25 protein-coding genes and 1 tRNA gene are annotated in these 23,743 nt (G+C 63.9%); 4 read left to right on the top strand and 22 right to left on the bottom strand.

Features of this window, described 5'->3' with window-relative positions; genetic code table 11:
* Positions 1-181: 181 nt before the first annotated feature.
* Complete coding sequence (locus tag VF617_RS02725; protein ID WP_331013318.1) at positions 182-961, bottom strand: TatD family hydrolase; 780 nt, start codon at positions 959-961, stop codon at positions 182-184.
* 10 nt (positions 962-971) lie between these two features.
* Positions 972-2,471 (bottom strand): methionine--tRNA ligase, encoded by a 1,500-nt coding sequence (gene metG, locus VF617_RS02720; RefSeq protein WP_331013317.1) that lies wholly within the window; start codon positions 2,469-2,471, stop codon positions 972-974.
* Between the two features lie 99 nt (positions 2,472-2,570).
* Between metG and VF617_RS02715 the strand changes: the two genes are divergently transcribed.
* The 3 genes from VF617_RS02715 to VF617_RS02705 are packed head-to-tail and all read left to right on the top strand — an operon-like array spanning position 2,571 to position 4,554.
* Positions 2,571-3,008: a hypothetical protein gene (locus tag VF617_RS02715; RefSeq protein WP_331013316.1), complete on the top strand. Its 438-nt coding sequence runs from the start codon at positions 2,571-2,573 to the stop codon at positions 3,006-3,008.
* A gap of 20 nt (positions 3,009-3,028) precedes the next feature.
* Positions 3,029-4,345, top strand: a complete 1,317-nt coding sequence (locus VF617_RS02710; RefSeq protein ID WP_331013315.1) for a hypothetical protein — start codon at positions 3,029-3,031, stop codon at positions 4,343-4,345.
* A complete protein-coding gene (locus VF617_RS02705; protein ID WP_331013314.1) occupies positions 4,342-4,554 on the top strand; it encodes a hypothetical protein in 213 nt (70 codons plus the stop codon). Before VF617_RS02710 ends, VF617_RS02705 begins: the two co-directional genes overlap by 4 nt.
* A 385-nt stretch (positions 4,555-4,939) precedes the next feature.
* Here the strand turns inward: VF617_RS02705 and VF617_RS02700 are convergent, their stop codons facing one another.
* The 4 genes from VF617_RS02700 to VF617_RS02685 all read right to left on the bottom strand — a co-directional run bounded on the left by VF617_RS02700 (position 4,940) and on the right by VF617_RS02685 (position 9,320).
* Entirely contained in the window at positions 4,940-5,911 is a 972-nt protein-coding gene (locus tag VF617_RS02700; protein ID WP_331013313.1) for an AAA family ATPase, read from the bottom strand.
* 156 nt (positions 5,912-6,067) lie between these two features.
* The gene (locus VF617_RS02695) at positions 6,068-7,234 is read right to left on the bottom strand and encodes a D-alanyl-D-alanine carboxypeptidase family protein (RefSeq protein ID WP_331013312.1); all 1,167 of its coding nucleotides are present in this window, start codon (positions 7,232-7,234) and stop codon (positions 6,068-6,070) included.
* Positions 7,235-7,246: 12 nt separating this feature from the next.
* Positions 7,247-8,290, bottom strand: coding sequence for an SPOR domain-containing protein (locus VF617_RS02690; protein WP_331013311.1), 1,044 nt, complete (start codon positions 8,288-8,290; stop codon positions 7,247-7,249).
* Positions 8,274-9,320 carry a lytic murein transglycosylase gene (locus tag VF617_RS02685; protein WP_331013310.1) on the bottom strand — a complete coding sequence of 349 codons (1,047 nt, stop codon included), beginning with the start codon at positions 9,318-9,320 and terminating at the stop codon, positions 8,274-8,276. Before VF617_RS02685 ends, VF617_RS02690 begins: the two co-directional genes overlap by 17 nt.
* A gap of 105 nt (positions 9,321-9,425) precedes the next feature.
* Here VF617_RS02685 and VF617_RS02680 point away from each other — a divergent pair.
* Positions 9,426-9,515 (top strand) — tRNA-Ser (locus VF617_RS02680).
* 108 nt (positions 9,516-9,623) lie between these two features.
* Here the strand turns inward: VF617_RS02680 and VF617_RS02675 are convergent.
* The 16 genes from VF617_RS02675 to VF617_RS02600 all read right to left on the bottom strand — a co-directional run bounded on the left by VF617_RS02675 (position 9,624) and on the right by VF617_RS02600 (position 23,719).
* Positions 9,624-10,169 (bottom strand): hypothetical protein, encoded by a 546-nt coding sequence (locus VF617_RS02675; protein WP_331013309.1) that lies wholly within the window; start codon positions 10,167-10,169, stop codon positions 9,624-9,626.
* Between the two features lie 86 nt (positions 10,170-10,255).
* Positions 10,256-10,591: a PilZ domain-containing protein gene (locus VF617_RS02670; protein ID WP_331013308.1), complete on the bottom strand. Its 336-nt coding sequence runs from the start codon at positions 10,589-10,591 to the stop codon at positions 10,256-10,258.
* 119 nt (positions 10,592-10,710) lie between these two features.
* Positions 10,711-10,941 carry a 50S ribosomal protein L31 gene (gene rpmE / locus VF617_RS02665; RefSeq protein ID WP_331013307.1) on the bottom strand — a complete coding sequence of 77 codons (231 nt, stop codon included), beginning with the start codon at positions 10,939-10,941 and terminating at the stop codon, positions 10,711-10,713.
* Positions 10,942-11,036: 95 nt separating this feature from the next.
* Positions 11,037-11,171: a hypothetical protein gene (locus VF617_RS02660; protein ID WP_331013306.1), complete on the bottom strand. Its 135-nt coding sequence runs from the start codon at positions 11,169-11,171 to the stop codon at positions 11,037-11,039.
* A 10-nt stretch (positions 11,172-11,181) separates the two neighbouring features.
* Positions 11,182-11,661, bottom strand: a complete 480-nt coding sequence (fabZ, locus tag VF617_RS02655) for a 3-hydroxyacyl-ACP dehydratase FabZ (protein ID WP_331013305.1) — start codon at positions 11,659-11,661, stop codon at positions 11,182-11,184.
* Positions 11,658-12,428 carry an OmpH family outer membrane protein gene (locus VF617_RS02650; RefSeq protein WP_331013304.1) on the bottom strand — a complete coding sequence of 257 codons (771 nt, stop codon included), beginning with the start codon at positions 12,426-12,428 and terminating at the stop codon, positions 11,658-11,660. Before VF617_RS02650 ends, fabZ begins: the two co-directional genes overlap by 4 nt.
* Positions 12,428-15,202, bottom strand: a complete 2,775-nt coding sequence (gene bamA, locus VF617_RS02645; protein ID WP_331013325.1) for an outer membrane protein assembly factor BamA — start codon at positions 15,200-15,202, stop codon at positions 12,428-12,430. The genes VF617_RS02650 and bamA overlap by 1 nt, the downstream gene beginning before the upstream one ends.
* Positions 15,203-15,296: 94 nt before the next feature.
* The gene (locus VF617_RS02640; RefSeq protein ID WP_331013303.1) at positions 15,297-16,430 is read right to left on the bottom strand and encodes a M50 family metallopeptidase; all 1,134 of its coding nucleotides are present in this window, start codon (positions 16,428-16,430) and stop codon (positions 15,297-15,299) included.
* Positions 16,427-17,584 (bottom strand): 1-deoxy-D-xylulose-5-phosphate reductoisomerase, encoded by a 1,158-nt coding sequence (locus tag VF617_RS02635; RefSeq protein WP_331013302.1) that lies wholly within the window; start codon positions 17,582-17,584, stop codon positions 16,427-16,429. Before VF617_RS02635 ends, VF617_RS02640 begins: the two co-directional genes overlap by 4 nt.
* Positions 17,584-18,360 carry a phosphatidate cytidylyltransferase gene (locus tag VF617_RS02630; RefSeq protein ID WP_331013301.1) on the bottom strand — a complete coding sequence of 259 codons (777 nt, stop codon included), beginning with the start codon at positions 18,358-18,360 and terminating at the stop codon, positions 17,584-17,586. The genes VF617_RS02635 and VF617_RS02630 overlap by 1 nt, the downstream gene beginning before the upstream one ends.
* Positions 18,357-19,085, bottom strand: a complete 729-nt coding sequence (locus VF617_RS02625; protein WP_331013300.1) for an isoprenyl transferase — start codon at positions 19,083-19,085, stop codon at positions 18,357-18,359. Before VF617_RS02625 ends, VF617_RS02630 begins: the two co-directional genes overlap by 4 nt.
* A 105-nt stretch (positions 19,086-19,190) precedes the next feature.
* A complete protein-coding gene (gene frr, locus VF617_RS02620) occupies positions 19,191-19,748 on the bottom strand; it encodes a ribosome recycling factor (protein ID WP_331013299.1) in 558 nt (185 codons plus the stop codon).
* Positions 19,749-19,756: 8 nt separating this feature from the next.
* Positions 19,757-20,476: a UMP kinase gene (pyrH, locus tag VF617_RS02615; RefSeq protein ID WP_331013298.1), complete on the bottom strand. Its 720-nt coding sequence runs from the start codon at positions 20,474-20,476 to the stop codon at positions 19,757-19,759.
* A 122-nt stretch (positions 20,477-20,598) separates the two neighbouring features.
* Complete coding sequence (gene tsf, locus VF617_RS02610) at positions 20,599-21,528, bottom strand: translation elongation factor Ts (RefSeq protein WP_331013297.1); 930 nt, start codon at positions 21,526-21,528, stop codon at positions 20,599-20,601.
* Between the two features lie 86 nt (positions 21,529-21,614).
* Positions 21,615-22,526: a 30S ribosomal protein S2 gene (gene rpsB / locus VF617_RS02605; protein WP_331013296.1), complete on the bottom strand. Its 912-nt coding sequence runs from the start codon at positions 22,524-22,526 to the stop codon at positions 21,615-21,617.
* A 422-nt stretch (positions 22,527-22,948) separates the two neighbouring features.
* Positions 22,949-23,719 (bottom strand): phosphatidylcholine/phosphatidylserine synthase, encoded by a 771-nt coding sequence (locus VF617_RS02600; RefSeq protein ID WP_331013295.1) that lies wholly within the window; start codon positions 23,717-23,719, stop codon positions 22,949-22,951.
* Positions 23,720-23,743: the final 24 nt, after the last annotated feature.

Here is a 23,743-nt window from a genome sequence, read left to right as displayed (position 1 = left end):
GTTGATTGAAAGAAGACTGGTTCACGCGGAGGCGCGGAGGCGCGGAGTTTGTTGCGCTCGCGGGGAATAAATCCCGCCGCGCCAGCGGCATTTAGTCCTTCCATGATATTTGAGGAAGGCGGCTGCGCCGCAGACTTTTCTTCTCCGCGCCTCCGCGCCTCCGCGTGAACCACTTTCTTCCTCACACGATGGTCTTCGCGAACAGTTTGTGGAAGTTCGCGCGCGTCGCATCGGCCAATTCGTTGGCATTCTCGCCACGCAGCCCGGCGAGAAATCTGCAGGTATCCGCCACGAAAGCCGGCTCCCCGGTCTTGCCCCGGTGCGGCACGGGGGCGAGGAAGGGGGCGTCGGTTTCGATCAGCAAGCGGTCGAGCGGCAGCCGCGCGGCGGTTTCCTGGAGGTCGCGCGCGTTTTTGAAGGTCACGATGCCCGAGATCGAGATGTAGAAGCCCAGATCGAGCGCGATATCGGCGAATGCGCCGCTGGCGGTGAAGCAGTGGATCACGCCGGGAAAGGCGCCCTTCCCCATCTCGTCTCGCAGGATCTCGGCGGTATCCTCGTCCGCGTCCCGGGTGTGGACGATGATCGGGAGCCGGGTCTCGCGCGCCGCCGCGATATGGCTGCGGAAGCTGGCGCGCTGGCGGTCGCGATCGGAGTGGTCGTAATAATAATCGAGGCCGCTCTCTCCGATGCCGACCACGCGGGGATGCCTGGCCTTCTCGATCAGCTTGGCGGCGTCCACATCCGGGTGTTCATCGGCTTCATGCGGATGGATGCCGACCGAGGCCCAGACGTCCGCCTCACGCTCGGCGACGGCGATCACCTGATCCCATTCGTTCTCGCGGGTCGAGATGTTGAGCATCGCCACCACCCCGGCCGCGCGGGCGCGCGCCAGCACTTCGGGCTGCTGCTCGCCCAGCCCCTTATAGATCAGGTGGCAATGACTGTCGGCCAATTTCATTTTGTCGGCCTCACGCTTCTTCCTTCAGCTCCAATCTCGGGAAGATGGGAATTGGCGGAGCGATGCGGAAGCCCGCGGCGTCCTCGGGACCGAGTTGTCCGAGCAAAATTGCCGCGGAACCTGGCACCACCGGCTGGATCGTGGTGGCAAGACGGCGGATCGCCTTGAGCAAGGTGCCGAGCACCGCGTGCATCCGCTCCGGGTCCGTCTTGCGAAGCGCCCAGGGTGCCTGGGCATCGATATATTGATTGCAGGCGAACACGCCCGCCATCCAGGCCTCGATCCCCTGGCTGAGCGCGAGATCCGCGAACGCCTTATCGAAACCCTCGCACGCGGCGTGAACTTCGGCGATGAGCGCGTCATCGGCGGGGTCGGCCCTCCCCTGCTCCACCATGCCGTCAAGATTCTTCGCGATGAATGCGAGCGTGCGCTGGGCGAGATTGCCGAAACTGTTCGACAAATCGGCATTGGCGCGCGTGACGATCGCTTCGTCGCTGAACGTGCCGTCATTGCCGAAGCTCACGTCGCGCAGCAGGAAGTAGCGCAAGGCATCCTTGCCATAGAGATCGGCCAATTCCATCGGATCGACGACATTGCCGACCGATTTGGACATCTTCTCCCCGCGGTTGAGCAGGAAACCGTGGCCGAAGACCTGCTTGGGGAGCGGCAGCTTGGCCGACATCAGGAAGGCGGGCCAATAGACCGCGTGGAAGCGGACGATGTCCTTGCCGATCAGGTGCAGGTCCGCGGGCCAATAGCGCGCCATGCGCTCGGCATCACCGGGATAGCCGGCGCCAGTGAGGTAGTTGGTCAAGGCGTCGACCCACACGTACATCACGTGATCGGGCGAGCCCGGCACCGGCACGCCCCAATCGAAGCTGGTGCGGCTCACGGACAAGTCGATCAGCCCCCCCTCGACAAAGCGCATGATCTCGTTGCGGCGGCTTTCGGGGCGGATGAAATCGGGCTGGGCGTTATAGAGGTCGAGCAGCGGCTGCTGATATTTCGAGAGGCGGAAGAACCAGGTTTCCTCGGCGGTCCACTCAACCGGGGTGCCCTGGGGTGAAAGCTTATCGCCCCCTTCCCCGCCGGTCAGTTCCTTCTCTTCGTAAAAGGCTTCGTCACGGACCGAGTACCAGCCCTCATAGCGATCGAGATACAGATCGCCGGCGTCGGCCATCGCCTGCCAGATCGCCTGGCTCGCGGCATAATGCGCTGGCTCCGACGTGCGGATGAAACGATCGCACGAAATATCGAGCTTGTCCGCCATCTCGCTGAAATAGGAAGACATTTCATCCGCCAGCTCGCGCGGGCTGATGTCGCGTTCGCGCGCCGTCTTGACCATCTTGAGGCCATGCTCGTCGGTGCCGGTCTGGAAGAACACGTCGCGGCCCTGGGCGCGCTGAAAGCGTGCGATCGCATCGGCGGCGACCATCTCATAAGCATGGCCGATATGCGGGCGGCCGTTCGGATAATGGATAGCAGTGGAGATGTAATAGGGCCGGGACATGCGTCGCGACTAAAGCATGTCCGGTGCCGAGAGAAGGGCTTGCAATGTAGGATTTCGACTGTTCTTTGTTTGTTCCATTATGAATCAAAGGAGAATATCATGGTCGACGTAGTAGCAACGGCCGACCTGGCGGCAAATTCGCCGACCGAGGGCGCCACGCTGGTAGGGATGGACACGGGCACGCTGGCGGACCACGCGCTGGCAAGCTGGACGATTCAACAATTCGGGACCGTTACGCCGGGCGTCGATTGCTCGGCGGTGATCGCCGATGCGCTGACCTATATTGCGGCTTATGGCGGCGGCGTGCTGCGCTTCCCCAAGATCGGCGTGCCTTATGAAACCGAAACGCGCATCGTCATCGATTTCAGCAACATCGTCGTCGTGCTTGAAGAAGGCATTACCTACACCGGCGGCGAGACAGGCACGACCAACCAGGACTGCGATCCTTACGGCGGCGTATCCTGTTCACAGGCTCGGCGACCTATGACGGCGGCGGCAATATCACGAGCATTACCGAGATCGAAAACGTCTCGCTGATCGCGCCCTATCCGGTGATAGTGAACGGCGGCGGGGATGCGATAGCGGGATATGTCTACGACTATAGCAACATCCTGTACGCGGCAGTCTTGTTCCGCTGGTGCGTCGGAGTGGTGTGCGAGAACATCATCGCGACCAACGGACTAGCTGGCGGAATCCTTACGTATCAGTGCGGCTCGGGCAGGATCACAAGCTGCAAGGGGCTGAACTCCCTCTATGACAACGGCATATCGGTCAACTTGGCGCGGTACAACTTCGATCCAGACGACCCTACGACATGGGCCAACTTCGACATAAGCAAGTGCGAGGCTCGCGGAAATGCGGGATTCGGCCTTACATCCTATGGCGCGGTCGGCGTCACATTCCGCGCCAGCCTGGCGGCAGGAAATGGCAACAATACGCCCGTGGCTAATCCGGGGGGCGACCTTCTGCCCGGCGCTGGCGGGGGCATGTCGGCAGAGCATAACGCCTTCGGTCCCGATGGGTTCGATCACCATATCGCAATCGTAAACTGCACGATCGAGAATAACTGGGCGGCTGCGATCTTCAGTACCGCAGAGGGGCTGCGTGTCATCGGAACCACGATGGCTGGTTCGCTGGACCCGTCCAACTATCTGGCCCCTGATGCGCCGGGGCAGATCACCCAGCCGCAATATGCGCGGGGTGACGGGCTAGTGCTCGTCAACAATGCCGTGGCTGAGGTTGACGCGCGATCGACCGTGATCGGTTGTGCGCGTTCGCCGATTTTCATGCTTGGCAACGGCGTGGACAAGTATCCCGGCCTTACCTGGGGAGGGGTGGCGGGCTCGACTGGCGCACCGTGCGTGATCAGCCAGGGCGTGCGCCGGATGATCCTCGAAACGACCGCCTTGTTGTCGGGCTCAATGACCCAGGCGATTTTAGTGGCCAACGGCTCGGCAGGTTACGATCCCGCCGCCTCCATCGTTGAGATGCGCGGCAGGTTCGCGGATCATGGCGGCGTGATCACTGGGATCGATGGGGTCAAGACGGTATGGGCCTATTCGGTTGAATGCGACAATACCGGATTTGATCTGGCATCCCCAGGCATCGCGATCGATATCAGCGACGCCGATCTGGTCGATGTTCAGGGTGTGCATATGACCCGCAATGACCCCATGTTTTTTGGGGTGCGCGCGCTCAACTGCACCTCGGCACGCATCGAGGATGTGGCGGGATCGTTCATCGTATCCGCGATTACCTCTTCAGGTTCAACGATAGTGGCGCCGACACTGACAGACCCGACCGACCTGGCGACGGCGATCACGGCAATCACAGCAATCAACGATCTGCTCAAGGATGCCGGGAGGGCGAAATGATCCTGCTTACCGAACTGAAGCGGCTGCACTCGGCCTGCCCTGATCTGGCATTGGGCGGGATTATAGTCGACCTGGATGCGATCAAGGCAAGCGGGCAAATTCCAGCCGAAACGCCGGACTATGCGTCGGTGCTCGACGCCGCCCTTGGCGGGTGCCCAGAAGAACTCGCGGCATGGCTCGAATCCGTTCTGGGTCGCCTGCGGTCATGACGCATTCGACTAGGCGAGGATTCCGCTCGATGATAAGCAAGGGGTGGGTACGGGGTCGATCTGTTCTTCGCGATTTCGGGCTTCGTGATGTCGCTAACGGCGGAGCGCCCGGTCTCGATCATCGCAGCAGCCGGCCTCCGCTTCGCCTTTGCTCCGGAATGCGCTCGGCTGCGCAGCTCGGCTTCCCCGACAAGGGTGCGCTTACCAGCACATAGGCGCTCGCCCCACAACCAAGGACGAGTGTGATGCCTGAAATGGCCGCAAGTCGTATATCGCGACGGGAACCAGCAGCGTCGCCCAGTGGAAGCAGGCTGCCTGAAGCAAATTACCCACGCCGGATCACGGCGCCCTCCTCCCGGAGGGCGCCGCTTTTCGTCGCAACTGCTTACCGCGCCAATCTCGCGATCAGGCCGGACATCTCGAACACCGTTGTTCCGGCATCGAGCGACAGGCCGGTCGCGGCGCCAGCGAGTTCACGGGCGGCGGCATAGGCATCCAGCGCGGCGCGGAGCGCTTCGCCCGATAGCGAGCGGGCGCGTTCGGCGATGAAGCTTGGGGCGCGGTCGAGAAAGGCTTCGTAGCGCGGTTGCGCCGCTTTCGCGCCGAGTTGCTTGGCCAGGCGGGCGCGCACGACGTTGCCGGCGTCGCCGGTGTCCGCAAGAGTGGCCATCTCGGCTTCGAGCGCCGCCAGGCCGAGACCCGCAAATCCCAGCGCACGGCCGGGCGAGCCTTCGCCGGCGCGCACCAGGGCCTCGATCTCGCCGGCTGTCGATTGCGGCAATTGCTCGCGCAGGATGGGCGCGACCTGACTCGGCGCGAGCGCTTCGAAGCGCAGGAGGCGGCAGCGCGAGCGAATCGTGGGGAGCAGGCGACCGGGCGAATGGCTGACGAGCAGGAAGATCGTGCCTTGGGGCGGCTCCTCCAGGTTCTTCAGCAGGGCATTCGCGCCGCCACGCTCAAGATCGTCGATCGAGTCGATCAGGATCACGCGGCGTGACGAGAGGGAGGGCTTGTTGGCGAACAGCGCCTGTAAGCTGCGGACCTGCGCGATCGTTATCGACCGGGCAAGCGCCTCGTCGGGCTTGTCCGCATCCTTGGGCAGCCGGACGAGCTCGCGGTAATCGGGATGTGCGCCGGATGCCGAATAGTGCGCGGTGCGGCAGGTTGCGGGCACGTCCCAGCCGGGCTCCAGCGCCTCCTCCGCCGCCTCCGCCAGCATCCTGAGCGCCGCGCGGCGGGCGAAGCTCCCCTTCCCCACGCCCTGCGGCCCGGCGATGAGCCAGGCGTGATGCAGCGCGCCGCTCGCCATTGCGGCCGCCAGCGCCTCGCGGGCGGAATCGTTGCCGATATGGGGCATGGGACCTTGTAGAGCGAACCGCCACTCGGGCGAAGCCGTGAAGTAGGTTTTCTCACACAAAGACGCGAAGGCACGAAGAAGACCCCCCTTCCCCTCTTGCTTTGTGTCTTCGTAACTCGTGCGAGGCCGTTCCGGTTCGGGCTTCGCTGGATCAGCTCACAGACCGAACAGCGACCACAGCCCCAGCCATGCCCGGCGGAAGAAACCCGCCGTGCCGACATCGCTTTCCGCCACCAGCGGCAGCGTCTGCTGGGGCATGCCAGGCGAATCGATCACGAGGTCGGCGATATGGGCGCCCGCCTTGATCGGCGCCTTTACAGGCCCCTGATAGACGATGCGACCCTGCATTTCGGGAGACGTGCCCGCGGGGACCGTGGCGGCGAGATCGCGCGGAGCGACAAGGCCGACAGTGCTCGAACCGCCGCCCTGAACCTCGGCCTCGCCGACATGCTTGCCCTTGCCGACGATTGGACGCGCTTTCCATGCGCGGAAGCCCCATTCCATGAAACGCACCGATTCGGCCGCGCGGCCACCGAAGCTGTCGAGGCCCGCCACGACCATGACCAGGCGGCGTCCGCCCTGCTCCGCCGATCCGGTGAAGCCGTATCCCGCCTCTTCGGTATGACCGGTCTTCAGGCCATCCGCACCCGCCACGCGCCCGAGCAGCGGATCGCGGTTGGCCTGGCTGATCGCCGCGCCCGCGCCCAGCGTCTTGCCCCAGCTATAGGTCTTCAGCGAATAGAAGCGCTTGTAGAGATCGGCGTGGTTGAGGATCGTCGCCTTGGCGAGATGCGCCAGATCGCGCGCCGTGACGAAGGTGCGGCCTTCGTCGGGCCACCCGTTCGAAGTGCCGAACTGGCTGTTGGACAGGCCCAGCTCCTTGGCCTTCTGGTTCATCAGCCCGACAAAGGCTTCCTCGGTGCCCGCAATGCCCTCTGCGAGCACGACGCAGGCGTCATTGCCCGACAGGGTGACGATGCCGTTGAGCAGATCCTCGACTCGCGGCTTTTCGCCGACGCCCAGAAACATGGTCGAACCCTGCGAATGCCATTTCTTCCATGTCTCGGGCCGAACCTCGAAGGTCTGGTCGAGCTTTAATTCGCCCTTTTTTAGCAAATCGAAGACCACATGGACCGTCATCATCTTCGCCATTGAAGCCGGCGGGATGCGGCGATCGGCGTCCTTGGCATAAAGCACCGCGCCCGAGGACATATCCTCCATATAGGCGATCGGCGCCGGAGTATCGAAGGGCGGGTTCGCCGCGTTCGTCGGGACGGCCGCAATGGCCAGTGCGAGAATCGAGGCGGCGATCAGCTTCTTCATGGGCTCCGTCCGTTAATTGGCGATGACGCGAGCATCTCCATAGCCCGCGCCAGCGGCCCGCTGCCGCGCCGCATCGGCCTCTCCGCGCGTCGCGAAGGGTCCGAGCTGGACGCGATAGAGCCCGCCACCGGGCTTTACGAACCCGCCCATGCTTTGGGCAAGCGATTGCGCGTTCGCGGCGTTCGAAAGTGCGGCGACCTGAACGATCAGGCCACCTCGCGAGGGGGGACGGGGGTTCGTGACGGTGCGCGCGGGAGCCGCATAGCCATTATTCGCAGGCTGGGCCGGGGCATAGCCGCCCGCCGGCATGTGCTTGCGCAACGCGTTTAGCAGCACGGGTGGCGTATCGGGGCGCTGAGTCGCGGGGCGGCCCTGGTTGAGCGCGGCCTGATCCGAAGCGGTCGGCGTAATGCGACGGACACGAACGGCGATCGTCTGGGGCCGATCATAGCCCAGCTGGCGCGCGGCGCCCGCGGAAAGATCGAGCGGGTGATCGGCGCCGGCACCCATCGAGCCCGTGATCAGCACCAGGATCGTCTTGCCGGTATCGAGGGAAGTGACTTCGACATAGCTGTTCGCCGGCAGCGAGCGGTGGACCCCCACGACTGCCGTATCGCCAGCGGCTCCGCCGGATACGGGACGAATGCCGGCAAAGCCGACTTCGTCGTAGCGCGCTTCGGAGGAACGCGAGGAACCGGCGGGGCCGGCCGCGCCCGCGGCGGGATCGGCATAATCCTGGGGCACGGGCTCCGGCGCGCGATAGGTTTCGCGCTGGGGGGGACGCGCATAGGCTTGGCGCTGTGGTTCGGGATATGCCCCGGGCGCTGAATAAGCCGCACCGGGCTCTCCGTCGTTGCGATATTGGGGCTGGACCATGTCCTGCTGTCCGGCGGCTTCGGGTGGAGCGACGGTACCGCTTCCCCCTCCCCAACTTTGCGCTGCGGCGGAACCTTGTCCGGCAGCGGTTTCGGGGCCGTATTCGGCATAGCTCCGTCCCCCGCCGCACGCGGCAAGGGTCAGGCTGAGGGCAGCGGCGAGGCTAGCGTTCCACTTCATCGGCGAGCAGGCCTACCGACAAAGCGTAAAAATTCGAGCAATTATAGTCGAGAATCACGCGATAATTGCCGGTTAGCAGATAAGCGGTCTTTCCGGGCCCGTCAGGCTCGAGCAGGCTGGCCTGGATGCCGTCCGCGGGCCAGGCGCGCCCGGTGGGCACTAGGCCGAGCGCGCGCCACTCGGCCATCGTCTTCCACTGGCTATGCCGCGCATGAACGCGCGGGCAGCGCGGGCTGGTGGTGCGCGCCGCGATGGCCGAACGGTTCAATCCGCCGGGAACGCTCACCGCGAAGCCCCAGGGCTGGCCGGGGCGCCAGCCGGCGTTGGCGAAATAATTGGCGATCGAAGCGAGCGTATCGGCTTCGCTGTTCCAGATATCGGCCATGCCGTCGCCATCGCCGTCGCGCGCCAGGCGAAGATAGACGGAAGGCAGAAATTGCGGCCCGCCGAACGCGCCCGCCCAGCTTCCCACCAGCTTCTGGCGCGGAACCCCGCGGTCGATCATCTTGAGCGTGGCGACGAACTCGGCCGAGAAAAGCTCGCGCCGGCGACCCTCATAAGCCAGGCTGGCGAGCGCACGAGGAAGGTCGAAACCGCCCATTACCCGCCCGTAATTGGTCTCATGGCCCCAGATCGCAATCATGATCGACTCGGGAACCCCGGTTTCGCGCTCGATTCGCTCCAGCCGCCAGCGCTGGCGCTGATAGGCCGTCCTGCCTTGCGAAATGCGCGCGGCATCCACATGCGAGCGTCGATAGGGCTCGAAACTAGGCACCGGCGCATTGGGCCGGGTCTCCGGCTGCTGCCGATCGAGCTCTACGACGCGGGAATTATACGTGAGAGACGGGATCACCGAATCGATCGTTCGGCGGCTGACGCCCTCGCTCGCGGCAATGCGCGCCAGCACCTGCAGATAGGATTGGAAACCGTTCTCGTCCTGCGCCACTGCCGGCCCTGCGGCGGGCGAAGCCGCCACCAATGCGAGCGCGAGCGCCAGAACCCAGGTCGAAAAATTGCGCCAAGCTTTCATGCGGCGACAGTGCCACAGCGATACGGGCGCGTGAATCCCCATTTGCGCACGTTAACCAACATTTTGTGGCGAACCGGCGCATGTGGCGTTAGCTGGCAAGCGTGCGGAGAGGTGGCCGAGTGGTTTAAGGCAGCGGTCTTGAAAACCGCCGTGGGTGAAAGCTCACCGTGGGTTCGAATCCCACCCTCTCCGCCACTTCTTGTTTTAGCGCTTCGCATAAGCTCGGGTGGCCGTTCTGCCTTGCGAACCCCAGGGGGTTCGAACTGTCTCCGCTTCGCTCCCCCAAAGCGCGGAATTCGCCGATTATTGCGGCATTGCTTTCCACAGCACCGCGGCGACTCCGCCCCCGCCTACGCTGAACGCCGGACTCTCGTCCTTGCCGTCGATCCGCAGCACCAGCATCGCGCTGAGGGGCGAAGGCTTGAAGGCACGCGGACGGCGATATTCGCCGAGAGTATCGCGCACGGCGTAAAAGCCGTTGGCCGAAGTCGTGACCGGCGGAAGCCCATCGGTAACGTGCCAGGCCTTGAGCGAGCGCAGCTCGCTGATCGCGAAGGGCGATGTCAAAACAACATGCTCGGTCAGCAGTACGTCATGGGGCGTGATGTTGGGGCGTGCGAAGGGAAGCTCGTCAAAGTCCGCGAGCGCGATTGGGAGCGTCGAGGCGCTGCGTAACGTCACGACGAAATCGTCGGTCAGGGCGGCCGTTGCGCCAAAGGCGAGATCTCGATCAGCAGCCGCGGGGATCGATGTCGGCACGGTCCGGGCGGCAACCGCTTCGCGCTCCTCGGCCGCGAGGGGCGCGGATATCCCGCAAGCGATCGTGCAGAATAGCAGGCCCCTGATCATCACCGTTCCCCAACCGTGAGCGGAGAGGATGACTGATGAACGAGCTTAAAGCAATGCGGCCAAAATCGGGCCGGCGCAAAATAGCTTCACTGCGTCGTAAGTGTCTCGAAAGCTTCGATTGTGAGGGGAGCCTGAAATTCGAGACCCGCTTCGAAATCGCTAGCCCAGACGACCTTCGCCGCGATGTGGCCAACCTTGGGGAGCGCCAGCCAGATCATCGTCCCGAGCCGAAGCTCCGAATAGGTCTGAAGCCGTGCGCCGTGCGCCGAAAGATCGGTGACCTTGCACAGCGCGCGATCAAGACCGCCACGCCCGATCCGCGCGTCCAGCGAGACCGGCGCGCGTGGGCTGCGCCGGCGGCCCAAGCTCTCGGCAGGTTCATATTCCGCTGCAAACGTAGCCGTTTTGTGATCGAGGTTCATGCGGCCAGACTAGCCCGGCATAGCTAATGGCGCGTTAACGCCGCCAGACGCACGAGCGCCGCCCAAGCATGCGCCGGGCGGCGTCGTGTAGAGCTGGAAGCCCGTTCGCGGGCCGCCGCTTACTTCTTTGCGAGGCTGAGGCCGCCGAAGCGCTTGTTGAAGCGCGCGACCTGGCCACCCTGATCGAGCAACTGCCCGCGGCCGCCGGTCCAGGCCGGATGCGCCAGCGGATCGATATCGAGCGTCATCAGGTCGCCTTCCTTGCCCCAGGTGGAGCGAGTCTCGAACACAGTGCCGTCGGTCATCTGCACCTTGATCATGTGATAATCGGGATGCGTATCGTTCTTCACGTGGAATTCCTTGCGATGCCGCTGGTTACCGACCAGCAGCGGGAGGCGCGCGCCTAGCAGAGGGCGCAGACTAGCGCAACCGCGCTCAAAAGGCGTTACTTGCTGCGGGGCGCTCCGGCATCGCTGCGCTTCTCCCGCCAGCGGCCGTCATCATTGCGCGAGCGCTCCTGGCCCTTGTTGGGTCCTGTTTTCACTTTTGGCGTTTCGCCTTTACCGCCAAAAAGTCCCATCGCTCGATCCTCAGGGCTGGGGCGGATCCGCGATCATCGCGGTGAACTCGCATTCGGTGGCGACTTCGCCGTCCAGCATCGCCTTCCCTGCGAACTTGCAGACGCGCGAGCGCTTCTGGATGAATTCGACTTCTAGCCGGAGCAGGCAGCCGGGCATAACCGGCTTGCGGAATTTCACGCCGTCGATCGACATGAAATAGACCAGCTTGCCCGAGCCGGCGAGGCCCAGGCTTTCCACGGCGAGTACGCCCGCGGCCTGCGCGAGCGCCTCGACCTGGAGGACGCCGGGCATGATCGGCCTTCCGGGGAAATGCCCCTGGAAGAACTCCTCGTTCATGCTGACCGCCTTGATCGCCACGATGCGCCGGTCGATCACGAGTTCCTCGACCCGATCGACCAGCAGCATCGGATAGCGATGCGGAAGCGCCGCCATCACTCGCCCGATATCGAGCGGGCCTATGTCGACGCCCCCGGCTTCGGCTTCGCTCACCGGGGCTCGGCGGGCTTCGCAGGAGCGGGCCTTGCGGGCGCGGGCCGCGCAGCGCCGCCGCCAGCAGCCGGAGCCGCCTGGCCAGCCTGCTGCTGGCGAGCAGCTTCCTGCTGATAGGCACGGATCTGCGCCATCTGCACGAGCTGCTGCTGGATGGCGAGCGTCTCGCGGCTCGGCTCCCAATCGGCCGGCGGCGCGATCGCGACGGTCGGAGTGCTCTTGTCGATCTCGCTGGTGATCGCGGCGCTGATATCGGCCGATTCGGGAGCGTACATGAACACTTCCGGCGTAAGCACGACGCCGATCTTGCGTGCGGTCACGACGCGAAGCTGCGCCGCCTCATATTGGCGCAGGATCGATTCGATGGCGAACAGCTCGGCGCGAGCGGCCGGATTACTGATTCGCGCGATATCGGCCTGCGCGTTGGTCTGCGCGGTCTTCAGCCTGTCGAGCACCGGGTTCTTGGCGGTCTGCGCCGCCTTTATCTCATCGTCGGTGAGATTCTTGTCCTTGTTGATGTCGAGCTGCGTCAGCATCGGCTCGAATTCCTTCTGCATCGCCGCACGGCGCTGCTGGATCTGGTCGAACGACGCCTTGTACGTCGTGGCGATCTGCTGATTGGCCGCGGCGAATGCCTTGGAATTTCCCACCACGCTGGTGGGGCTGGCAAAGGCGATCCCGTTGACCTGCGCCTGCACGGGCGCCGCAAAGGCGAGCGCGACGGGCGCGGCGAGCAAGCTCGCGATAATGCGCTTCTTGGTATTCATCAGAACTGAGTCCCTACGTTGAAAGTAACAAGCTTTTTGTCATCGCCCTTGGCTGAGAGCAGCGCCTTGGCCACATCGATGCGCAAGGGCCCGAAAGGCGAATTCCAATTGACGCCGAAGCCCACCGAAAGCCGCGGCCGGGCGCTATCGCCCACAAAGCGCTCGAAGAACGGCGCCGTTGGCACATTATAGATCGAATTGACGGAGGTGCCAATGCATGGCTGCCCGGCGCCCGGAGCAAAGCCGACGTTGCAAGTGGTGAGCGAACCGGCATTGGTGGTGTCGCTACCGCTCACGATAAAGAGCTGATTGCCCGACGCGTCCTTGATGAAATTGTCCTTGGGCAGCAGCGTGGGCGATCCATCCGAGTTGAACAGGAGAGCACCGCCTGCTCCCGTCGCCTGGGCAAATTCGATCGTCTTGGCCGGGCGGGTGATGTTGAAAAGGCTGCCCGCCTGGACGAAGATCGAGGGGCGCAGGCCCATTTCTGCCGCACCGGCGCCCAGGGGAATCTCAAGCTCGGCCTTTGTCAGGTAATAGGCCTTGCCGCCGATGGCGTCGTCAACGGTCTGATCCTTGTCCGTGACCAGCAGCTGCGTGCCGGTGGTGGGATCCCCGGTAAAGCCGATGCGCTGCACGCGCGGGCCTACGCCCCGAATGTCGAAGCCACGGAACTGCGGCTCGCCCAGATAGAAGCGGTCGGTGATCCGGATCGGATCGTTGCCTGCGCCCCGGCTCTTTTCGAAGCTGTGGATATAGGCCGCCTCACCGGAAAGCGAGAAGACGAAGCCGCCGCCGATATTCCAGTATTTATCCGCATCGAGCCGCGCGCGCGCATAGCGTACGTCGCCACCCAGGCCGGCAAAATCCGTGCTCAGCGTGAGCCGCTGCCCACGCGTCGGGCGCAGCCGGCTGTTGAGGCTGTCATAGATAAGCGACAGGCCGAGCAGCGAGGTCAGGCGGCTGCCCACCGCTTCGCAATAATAGCGGCCGGCCTTGAGCGGGTCGCACTCAAGCGTGCCGTTGCCGTCCGTATCCGAATAGAAGCTGCTCTTATCCAGCGTCACATCGTCCTGCATCAGCTGGTACCGGCCAGAGAGCGTCCAATATTCGGTAAGCGGCATGCCGGCCACGAGCTGGAAGCCGGTCGAGACCTGGCTGTAGGTGGTGCTGCGATCGGAACCGATATAGTTGAAGGCGTTGTAATCGCGGCGGAAGATCGTGCCGCCCAGTGCGATGTTGCTGTCGAACAGATAAGGCTCGGTAAAGCCCAGTTCGAGCGACTTCGAATAGCTCGAATAATCGACGGAGGCCGAGATCGTCTGGCCCTTGCCGCGGAAATTCCGCTGGCGGATCGAGGCCTGGAGGATGAACTGCTCAAGGCTCGAAAAGCCCGCGGACAGAGTCAGTTCGCCATTGGCCTTTTCCTCGACATTCGCGGAAAGGATAATGCGATCGGGGGCCGAGCCATCCTTGCGCTCGATCTCGAACTTGTCCTGGAAATAGCCCAGCGAATTGATCCGGTCCTGAGAGCGCTTGACCAGGAAGGTGTTGAAGGCGTCGCCCTCAGCCACGCGAAACTCGCGCCGGATCACCTTGTCCTGAGTCTGGCGATTCCCGGTGATGTCGATCCGCTCGATATAGGTGCGATTGGCTTCCGCGATGCGGAAGTTCATCGTCATCGTCAGCGTTTCCTTGTCGCGCTGGAAATCGGGGCGAACGTCGGCGAAGGCATATCCGAAGATGCCCGCGGTCTCGCTCAGCTGCTCCACCGAATCCTCGACGGCCTTGGCGTTATACCATTGGCCTTCCTTGATCTGGAGCGCGGCGGCCAGGCGCTTGTCGTCGAAATCGCGGATCGCGCTATCGACCGTGATCGGTCCGAATTTGTAGCGCGGGCCTTCCTCGACGACATAAGTGATAATGAAGTCGCGCTTGTCCGGCGTCAGCTCGGCCACGGCGGAGATCACCCGGAAATCGGCATAGCCTTCGGTAAGGTAGAACTGGCGCAGCTTCTGCTGGTCATAGGCCAGCCGGTCCTGATCGTAGGAGGTGTTCGAGCTGAACAGCGACGTGATGCGCGCCTGCTTGGTCACCATTTCGCCGCGCAGCTTGCCGTCGGAGAAAACCTCGTTGCCGATCACGTTGATCTGACGAACCTTGGATTTCGGCCCCTCATTCACTTCGAAGATCACATCGACGCGGTTCTGGTCGAGGCTTACCATCTTGGGCTCCACCGATGCGGCGAAGCGGCCCTGGCGGCGATACAGCTCGATGATCCGGGCAACGTCGGCGCGCACCGCGGTGCGCGTGAAGATCTGGCGAGGGCGGAGCTTTACCTCCTTGTCGATCTTGTCCTGCTTGAGCCGCTTGTTTCCCTCGAAGATCACGCGGTTGATCACCGGATTCTCGCGAATGCGGATTACCAGATTGCCGCTATCGACACCTTCGATCTGGGCGTCTGCGAGCAATTCGGAGGCCAGCAGGTCCTTGATGGCCTGATCGATGACTTCGTTGGTGTAGCTCTCGCCCACCCGCAAGCGAGTGTAGGACAGCACCGTGTCGGGCTCGATGCGCTGCGAACCCTCGACGCGCAACGTCTTGACCGTGCGCACTTCCTGGACCGGAGGGGCAGCCGCTTCCTGCGCCGCAGGAGCAACTGGAGCAGCCGTGGGCGCTGCCGCCGGAGCGGTCTGCGCGAGCGCAGTGCCGGTCAGGGCGAGGCCGGACAGGATCGTCCCCGCGAGGAGGGTAGCCGTGGCCCGTGCGCCCATTTTCGTCACCTTTGTCGCAGTCACATTCCACCCCAGTCGGAATTCAAATTCACCGGTCGGCAACCGGGCATCGTACCGCCCTGCCCTAACCGCATCAGCCGATCAACCCGGCCAGATTTTTCCAGATGCCAAAGGCACCCAGATCGTTGAACGTAACCAGCAGCATCAGCGCCAGAATGGCGACCAGCCCACCGCGAAACGCCCATTCCATCACCTTTGGCTCAGTCGGCTTCCGCCGAACGGCCTCGACTGCGTAGAACAGCAAGTGACCCCCATCCAGGACCGGCACTGGCAACAGGTTGATGAACCCCAAGTTAATCGAGATCAGGGCAATCAGACCGACTAGCTGGGCCGGTCCCATCGCGAGACTTTCTCCCGAGATCTGGGCGATCTTGAGCGGCCCACCCAATTCTCTGACCGAGATGCGGCCTGTGATGATCTGACCCAGCCCATCGACGGTCATTTCGACGATTTCCCAGGTGCGCTTGAGGCCGACGAGCGGGGCCTCCCAGAGGCTGACCGGAGTGAAGACCTGCTCGCCGGGCCCAATGCCGAGCATCCCGCGCCTGGAGATGTTGCCGAACCGGTCCTTGAGCTCGCGCACACCAATCACCGCGTCGATCTGCTGGGCCGAACCGGCACGCTCGTAAACGATCGTCACGCGCTCGCCGGCATGCATCACGGTGAACGCCGCCATATCGCCGAAATCGGCGATTTCGCGCCCTGCCAGTGACGTGATCCTGTCCCCGGGCTGCAATCCCGCCGATGCCGCCGCGCTGCCGGGCGCCACCGAACCGACCACAGCGGGCGTGGTGTTTTGGCCATATGTCACCGCAAACGCCGCCAGGATCACGATCGCGACGATGAAATTGGCGATCGGACCCGCAGCGACGATGATCGCCCGCTGCCATAGCGGCTTGGCCTGAAAGGTCTGGGCGCGCTCGTGCGCGGGCAGCGACAGCCATTCGGGCGATGGCTGGCTTGCGGGGTTCATATCCCCGGCGAAGCGGACATAGCCGCCCAGAGGCAACCAGCCGAATTTCCAGCGCGTGCCCCGCCTGTCGGTAAAGCCCGCGACTTCGCGCCCGAACCCGACGGCAAACTCTTCCGCCTTCACGCCGAACCAGCGTCCCGCGAGATAATGGCCGAGTTCGTGGAGGAAAACGAGCGGACCGATCACCAGCGCGAACGCCAGGATGGTGAGCAGGATTCCAGGGTTTTCGATCAAACGACGCAGTCCTTTACACGCTCTGCCGCACGCGCCCTCGCCTCTGCATCGATTGCCAGCACGGCATCGAGGCTCTGTGGGGCGGCGGGATCGTAGCGGGCCAGCGTATCGTAAACGATTGCGGCAATTTCAAGAAACTTAACGGCGCCAGCAAGGAAAGCGGCAACCGCGACTTCGTTCGCCGCATTGAGAATCGCCGGGCGTGCGCCCCCAGCCGCCAGCGCTTCGCGCGCCAGCTTCAGTGCGGGGAAGCGGATATAGTCGGGTTCCTCGAAATCGAGCCGGCCGATCTTTGCCAGATCGAGCCGCTCGCACGGCGTCTCCATCCGATCGGGCCATGCCAGCGCATAGGCGATGGGCGTGCGCATATCGGGCGTGCCGAGCTGCGCCAGCACCGAGCCATCGACATATTCGACCATCGAATGGACGACCGACTGGGCATGGACCAGCACATCGAGTTGATCGGCGCGCACCGGAAACAAGTGAAACGCCTCGATCAATTCGAGACCCTTGTTCATCAGCGTCGCCGAATCGACCGATATCTTCGCGCCCATCGACCAGTTCGGATGCGCTATGGCTTGAGCCGGGGAGATGCCCTGCATGTCCTGAAGCGAGGTCTCGCGGAACGGTCCCCCGCTTGCCGTGAGAATGATGCGGCGGACCCGCTCGGGGGCGGTGCCATCAAGGCATTGGAAGACCGCATTATGCTCGGAATCGACTGGAAGCAGCGTTGTGCCGGCGGTTCTTGCGGCGGCAGTCATGATCTCTCCGGCCGAAACCAGCGCTTCCTTGTTGGCTAGCGCGACGGTCCCGCCGGTCTCGAGCGCCGCCATCACCGGCCTTAGCCCCGCGGTGCCGACAATTGCGGCCATCGTCCAGTCCGCACCCATGCCGGCGGCTTCGCACACCGCCTCGGGACCAGCCCTGGCTTCGATCGCGGACCCGGCCAATGCATTGCGGAGCTGCTGCAGACATGCGGGATCGGCCACGACGGCGAGCTTCGCATTGGTGCGCAGGGCGGCCCGGGCCAACCCGGCCACGTCGCTGTTCGCAGTAAGCGCGACCACCTGGAATTGATCAGGCGCGCGCTCGATCAGGTCGAGCGTAGAGGTTCCAACGGATCCGGTCGCGCCCAATATCGTGACGCGCTTCATCAGGTGAGCGCCAGCACCAGCAACGCCGCGAAGGGCGCGACGAAGATCAGGCCATCCAGGCGATCCATGAGGCCGCCATGCCCCGGCAGGACCTTGCCCGAATCCTTTACCCCCGCCTGACGCTTGAGATTGCTCTCATACAGGTCACCCAGCACGGAGAGTATGGCGAGCAGCGGCGTCGCGTAAGCCAGCTCGATCGGCAGCCCGAACAGCCAGACCAGGCCCATCGCCCCTACGGTCGCCCCGATCAGTCCCCCCGCAAAGCCGGACCAGGTCTTGTTCGGGCTGATCTGCGGCGCGAGCTTTGGCCCGCCCGCCGCGCGCCCGACGAAATAGGCAGTGCTGTCCGCCGCCCAGACTAGGCCCATCGCCCAGAAGGTGAGCAGGATTCCACGCGTCCACGGTTCCTGATCGCGCAGCACGAGGAGGGCCAGCACCGGCAGCCCCACGTAAAGTATTCCCAACGCCAGGCGCGGATTGCGCGTCACCGCGCCTACGAAGAACAATGCGCCGCCCACCAGGCCGAGCGACAGAAACCCCGGCCCCGCCGCCCACGGGCACATCGCCGCCAGCGGCACCGAAAGCGCATATTGGGCCAGCCGGATCGTCTTTGGATCGACGCCGGCCAGCTCGCCCCATTCGCTATAGGTGAGCAGCCCGGCAACGACGAGCGCCAGCCAGAAGACGACCCCCCCCATCCATAGCGCGAACGCCGCGCCCGCGATCAGCGCCATGGCGACGCCGAAGCGCGTGCCGAGTTCCGAACCCTTGCTCACAGCCCACCGAACCGGCGCTGGCGCTTGCCAAATTGATCGACCGCGGCGGCAAGCGCGGCCTCGTCGAAATCGGGCCAGAGCGTATCGACGAACAGGAACTCGGCATATGCCGCCTGCCAGAGCAGGAAATTGGAGAGACGCTGTTCGCCAGAGGTGCGGATCAGAAGGTCGAGTGGCGGCAGATCGCCTGTGTCGAGCGCGGCTTCGAACGCCGCCTCGTTTATGCTCGCGGGATCGATTTCGCCGCTGCGTGCCCGTTCGGCCAAGTTGCGCGCCGCCGCGGCGAGCTCGGCCTGGGCGCCGTAATTGAGCGCGATCACCAGCGTGGGACCGGGATTGTTCGCAGTGCGCGCGATCGCGCCGTCGATCATTCGCACCAGATCGGCGGACAGCCCGCGCCAATCCCCGATCACGCGCAGCCTGATGCCCTCCGAAACCAGCTCATCCAGCTCGCTCGCCAGGAAATGGCGAAGAAGCCCCATCAAATCCCGGACTTCCTCCTCTGGACGCCGCCAATTTTCGGACGAAAAGGCGTAAAGCGTCAGTACTTCGATGCCCAGCGTGCGCGCGGCGCGCGTGATACGGCGCACTGCCTCCACGCCCTGCTTGTGCCCGGCGATCCGCGGCAGCATCCGCTTCTTCGCCCAACGGCCATTGCCGTCCATGATGATGGCGACGTGGCGAGGGGGCAATAGTGGGGCTTCGGGAGCGGGTTTAGCGGCCATGGCCACTCCCCCGCTCACCCTGAGCTTGTCGAAGGGCGGCCCAAGGTAGGAACGGTGCTTCGACAGGCTCAGCATGAGCGGAAATAGAAAGGCCTTCCGGGCGCATCACCGGCCCATGATTTCCTTTTCCTTGGCGGTCGCCGCCGCATCGATCTCCGCAATCGTGGCATCGGTCAGCTTCTGCACCTCGGTCTCGTGGCGCTTGCGCTCATCCTCGCCGAAAACGCCCTTCTTTTCATCGGTCTTCAGGCTGTCGTTACCGTCGCGGCGGACGTTGCGAACGGCGATGCGCGCCGCCTCGGCATATTTGCCGGCGAGCTTGGCCAGCTCCTTGCGGCGCTCCTCGGTTAAATCCGGGATCGGCAAGCGGAGCGTCTGGCCATCGACGATCGGATTGAGGCCGAGGCCCGCCGATCGGATTGCCTTGTCGACCGGGCCGACATTGGTCTTGTCCCACACCTGAACCGACAGCATCCGCGGCTCGGGAGCCGAGACGGTGGCGACCTGGTTCAGCGGCATATTTGCTCCGTAGACCTCGACATTGACGGGATCCAGCAGGTTCACCGAAGCGCGTCCGGTGCGAAGGCCCTGCAGGTCATGCTTGAGCGCCTCTATCGCGCCGGCCATTCGGCGTTCGAGATCGGCCTTTTCGTAAGCGGGCATATTCTCTCCTATGCGGCCTGAACAACCGTCGCGGTGGCTTCACCCTTGAGCACGCGGGCAAGATTGCCGCGCTCGCGGATGTTGAACACGACGATCGGGATGTTGTTGTCGCGGCAAAGCGCGACTGCCGATGCGTCCATGACTTTCAGATTATGTGACAATACCGTGTCGTATGTCACGGTTTCATAACGTTTTGCCGTAGCGACCTTCTTGGGATCGGCATCATATACCCCGTCCACCGAAGTGCCCTTCAGCAGGGCGTCGCACTTCATTTCGGCTGCACGGAGGGCGGCGCCGCTGTCCGTCGTGAAGAACGGGCTGCCGACGCCCGCCGCGAAGATCACGATACGCCCCTTTTCCAGATGACGCTCGGCGCGGCGGCGGATGAAGGGCTCGCAGACGCTGGCCATGGGAATGGCCGACTGGACGCGAGTCTGGACCCCCATCTTCTCGAGCGCATTCTGCACGGCGAGCGCGTTCATCACGGTTGCCAGCATGCCCATATAGTCGCCGGTCGCGCGGTCCATTCCGCGCGCCGCGCCTGATATGCCGCGGAAGATGTTGCCACCCCCGACCACCACGCAAAGCTCGTACCCATCGGCGCGGACCGCAGCGATTTCCTCGGCAACACGCGCGATCACATCGGGATCGATCGACAGGCCGCTTTCGCCCATCAGGACTTCGCCCGAAAGCTTGAGCAGGATGCGTTTGTAGCGGGGAGCGGTCATTTTGGCCTTGGCAAGCAGGGGATAAGCAAGCGGCGCGGACCCTAGAGGAGCCGCGCCGCAGCGACAAGCAGAGATGCCGCCTGTCGGACGAAGGAGGGGCGCCGCGCGCCCCTCCCGTCACATTACTTGGTGAGACCGGCGGTCGCAGCCACTTCGGCTGCGAAATCGCTCTCTTCCTTCTCGATGCCTTCGCCAAGCTGAAAGCGGACATAATCCTTGAGGACGATCGTCGCGCCAGCGTCCTTGCCGGCCTTGGCGATGACGTCCGCGACCGGGGTCTTGCCGTCCATCACGAAGAGCTGGCTGAGAAGAGCATTCTCCTTGGCGAACTTCTTCACCGCGCCTTCGACCATCTTGGCGATGATGTCGGCAGGCTTGCCGCTCTCGGCCGCCTTTTCGGTCGCAATCGCGCGCTCGCGCTCGAGAACCTCCTGGTCCAGGCCGGTATCGTCCAGCGCCAGCGGGAAAGCCGCCGCGATGTGCATGGCGATCTGCTTGCCCAGCGGCTCAAGCACATCGACGCCGGCGTCGCTCTCGAGCGCGACGAGCACGCCGATCTTGCCGAGGCCGGGAGCAGCGGCGTTGTGCACGTAGGGAATGACGGCGCCCTTGCCGACTTCCACCTTCCTGGCGCGGCGCAGCACCTGGTTCTCGCCGATCGTCGCGATGTTCGCGGTCAGCACATCGTCGATCGAGCCGCCGGCTGCCATCGGAGCGGCCTTGAGCGCCTCGACATCGTCGCCCTTTTCAAGCGCGATCGCAGTGACTTCGCGGACGAAATTCTGGAAGATGTCGTTCTTGGCGACGAAATCGGTCTGCGAATTGACTTCGACCGCGACGCCCTTGGTGCCAGCGACGGCAACGCCGACCAAGCCCTCGGCAGCGGTGCGGCTCGACTTCTTGGCGGCAGAGGCGAGGCCCTTTGCGCGCAGCCAGTCGGTCGCGGCTTCCATGTCGCCATTGGTCTCGTTGAGCGCCTTCTTGCAATCCATCATGCCCGCGCCCGAACGGTCGCGCAGTTCCTTGACGGAAGCGGCTGTGATCTCTGCCATTTCTCTATTCCTCGAAAATTAAAACTGGTCGGGCGGAGCAAGGCTGATGCCCTGCCCCGCCCCGATTACAGGTGCGTGACGCAGGCTTATGCGTCGATCTGGCGCTCGCCCTCGGCAGCGGTTTCCGGATCGGTCGAAGCTGCGGGGGCTTCCGGCTCTGCGGCAGCCGCGGGAGCATCGAACTCCTCGGCGGTCACAACAGGAGCATCGGCAGCAGGGGCTTCCTCAGCGGCGGCCGGCGCGGGCGCCTGGACGGCTTCCTCGACCGGAGGCGCTTCCATTGCGCCAATATCGTTGCCGAAGCTGGCCTGGCGCTCGGCGCCACCACGGGTCGCGGCGATCGCGATGGCTTCGCAATAGAGGCGGATCGCACGGCTGGCGTCGTCATTCGCGGGAACCGGGAATGCAATGCCGTCCGGGCTGACATTCGAGTCGAGGATCGCGACCACTGGGATGCCGAGCGTGTTGGCTTCCTTGATCGCCAGCTCCTCCTTGTTGGCGTCGATCACGAACATGATGTCGGGAACACCGCCCATGTCGCGAATGCCGCCCAGCGAAAGTTCGAGCTTGTCCTTCTCGCGCGTGAGATTGAGGATTTCCTTCTTGGTGAGGCCGTGCACCTCGCCCGAAAGCTGCTCTTCGAGCGTCTTGAGGCGCTTGATCGAGCCGGAGATCGTCTTCCAGTTGGTGAGCATGCCGCCCAGCCAGCGATGGTTGACGAAATGTTGGTTCGAACGGCGCGCCGCGTCGGCGATCGGCTCCTGCGCCTGGCGCTTGGTGCCGACGAACAGGACCTTGCCGCCCGCTGCGACAGTGGAATTCACGAATTCGAGAGCGCGCGCGAAGAGCGGCACGGTCTGCGAGAGATCGATGATATGGACGCCGTTGCGGTCGCCAAAGATGTAGGGCTTCATCTTCGGGTTCCAGCGGTGCGTCTGGTGGCCGAAATGCGCGCCCGATTCGAGCAATTGCTGCATGGAGACGACAGGTGCCGCCATAGGGATAAATCCTTCCGGTTGTTCCTCTGGGAAGCGGGAACCTCATATTGAGGCACCGGGCTATGATGCTTCCCATGTGGGGTTGAGGGCGCGCCGTTAGCCCAGGCCGTCGGTAAAGGCAAGCGGGCAGTGCCGCATTAAAGCGGATTGACATTAGAACATCATAAGAACATATCAGGTTCATAGCGCGGACATGGAACGTTTCGCGCGGCCAAGCGTATGGAATCACTGGGATTCCTGCCACCTCGGCGAAAAGGGGACCGGGTCAATGAGTGTTTTGCTTGCTGTGCTGCTGTTTGGAACCGCCTTTGTCGCCTCTATATGGACGCTTTACGTGAGTGTCCGGCCGCAAATCCACCGCTATCGCGCGCTGTTCGCACCCGCGGTTCCAATCGCCGAGCTTCCTCTACGCGCAACGCGAGTTACGGTGCGCTGGTCTCCGGGGCCGGTTCCCGCACGACCGCAGTTGCGCGCTGCCGCCTGATCCGGCGATAGCTCCAGACGCTGAACGGGATCGCCGCCAGATAGAGCAAGGCGATCCCGGCGAGCGTTGGCCAAGGCGCGGCTACCAGGGCCGCGATCAGCGCCGCGAGGATCACCAGCACTTCGAAACGGATTCGCTGCTTGAGCCGGATCGTCGGCGCATAGGTTGCCAGACTCGAGATCATCAGCAGCGCTACCATCAGTACCCAAGGCGCTACCAGATAGGGCTCGGCGAGATGGGGCTCCTTGGTTTCCATCCATAAATAAAGCGGGGTGAGCGCCAGAATAGCTCCCGCCGGCGCCGGCACCCCGGTGAGATAGCCGGCGGACTTATGGGGCTGTTCGTTGTCGATGCCCGCATTGAAGCGCGCCAGACGCAGCACGCAGAACAGCGCATGGACGAGCGCCACCATCCATCCGAAATTCCCGAGATGCTGGAGCGACCAGAGGTAGAGGATCAGCGCCGGCGCGACGCCGAACGCGATCGCATCCGAAAGACTGTCGAGTTCGGCGCCGAACCGGCTTTCCCCGCGCACCAGCCGTGCAACCTTGCCGTCGATCCCGTCGAGCAATCCTGCGATCAGCACCATCAGCACCGCCTGTTCCCACTTCGCGTCCATCGCGAAACGGATCGCAGTGAGGCCCGAGCAGAGGGCGGCGGCGGTTACGGCATTGGGAGCAATGGCGCGGAGCGGAATGCCGCGCGGCACTCGCGGCGGACGCGCTCGCCGATC

Source organism: Sphingomonas sp. (assembly GCF_036388215.1).
Lineage (GTDB): Bacteria > Pseudomonadota > Alphaproteobacteria > Sphingomonadales > Sphingomonadaceae > Sphingomonas.
This window is presented reverse-complemented; position numbering and strand designations above follow the sequence as displayed.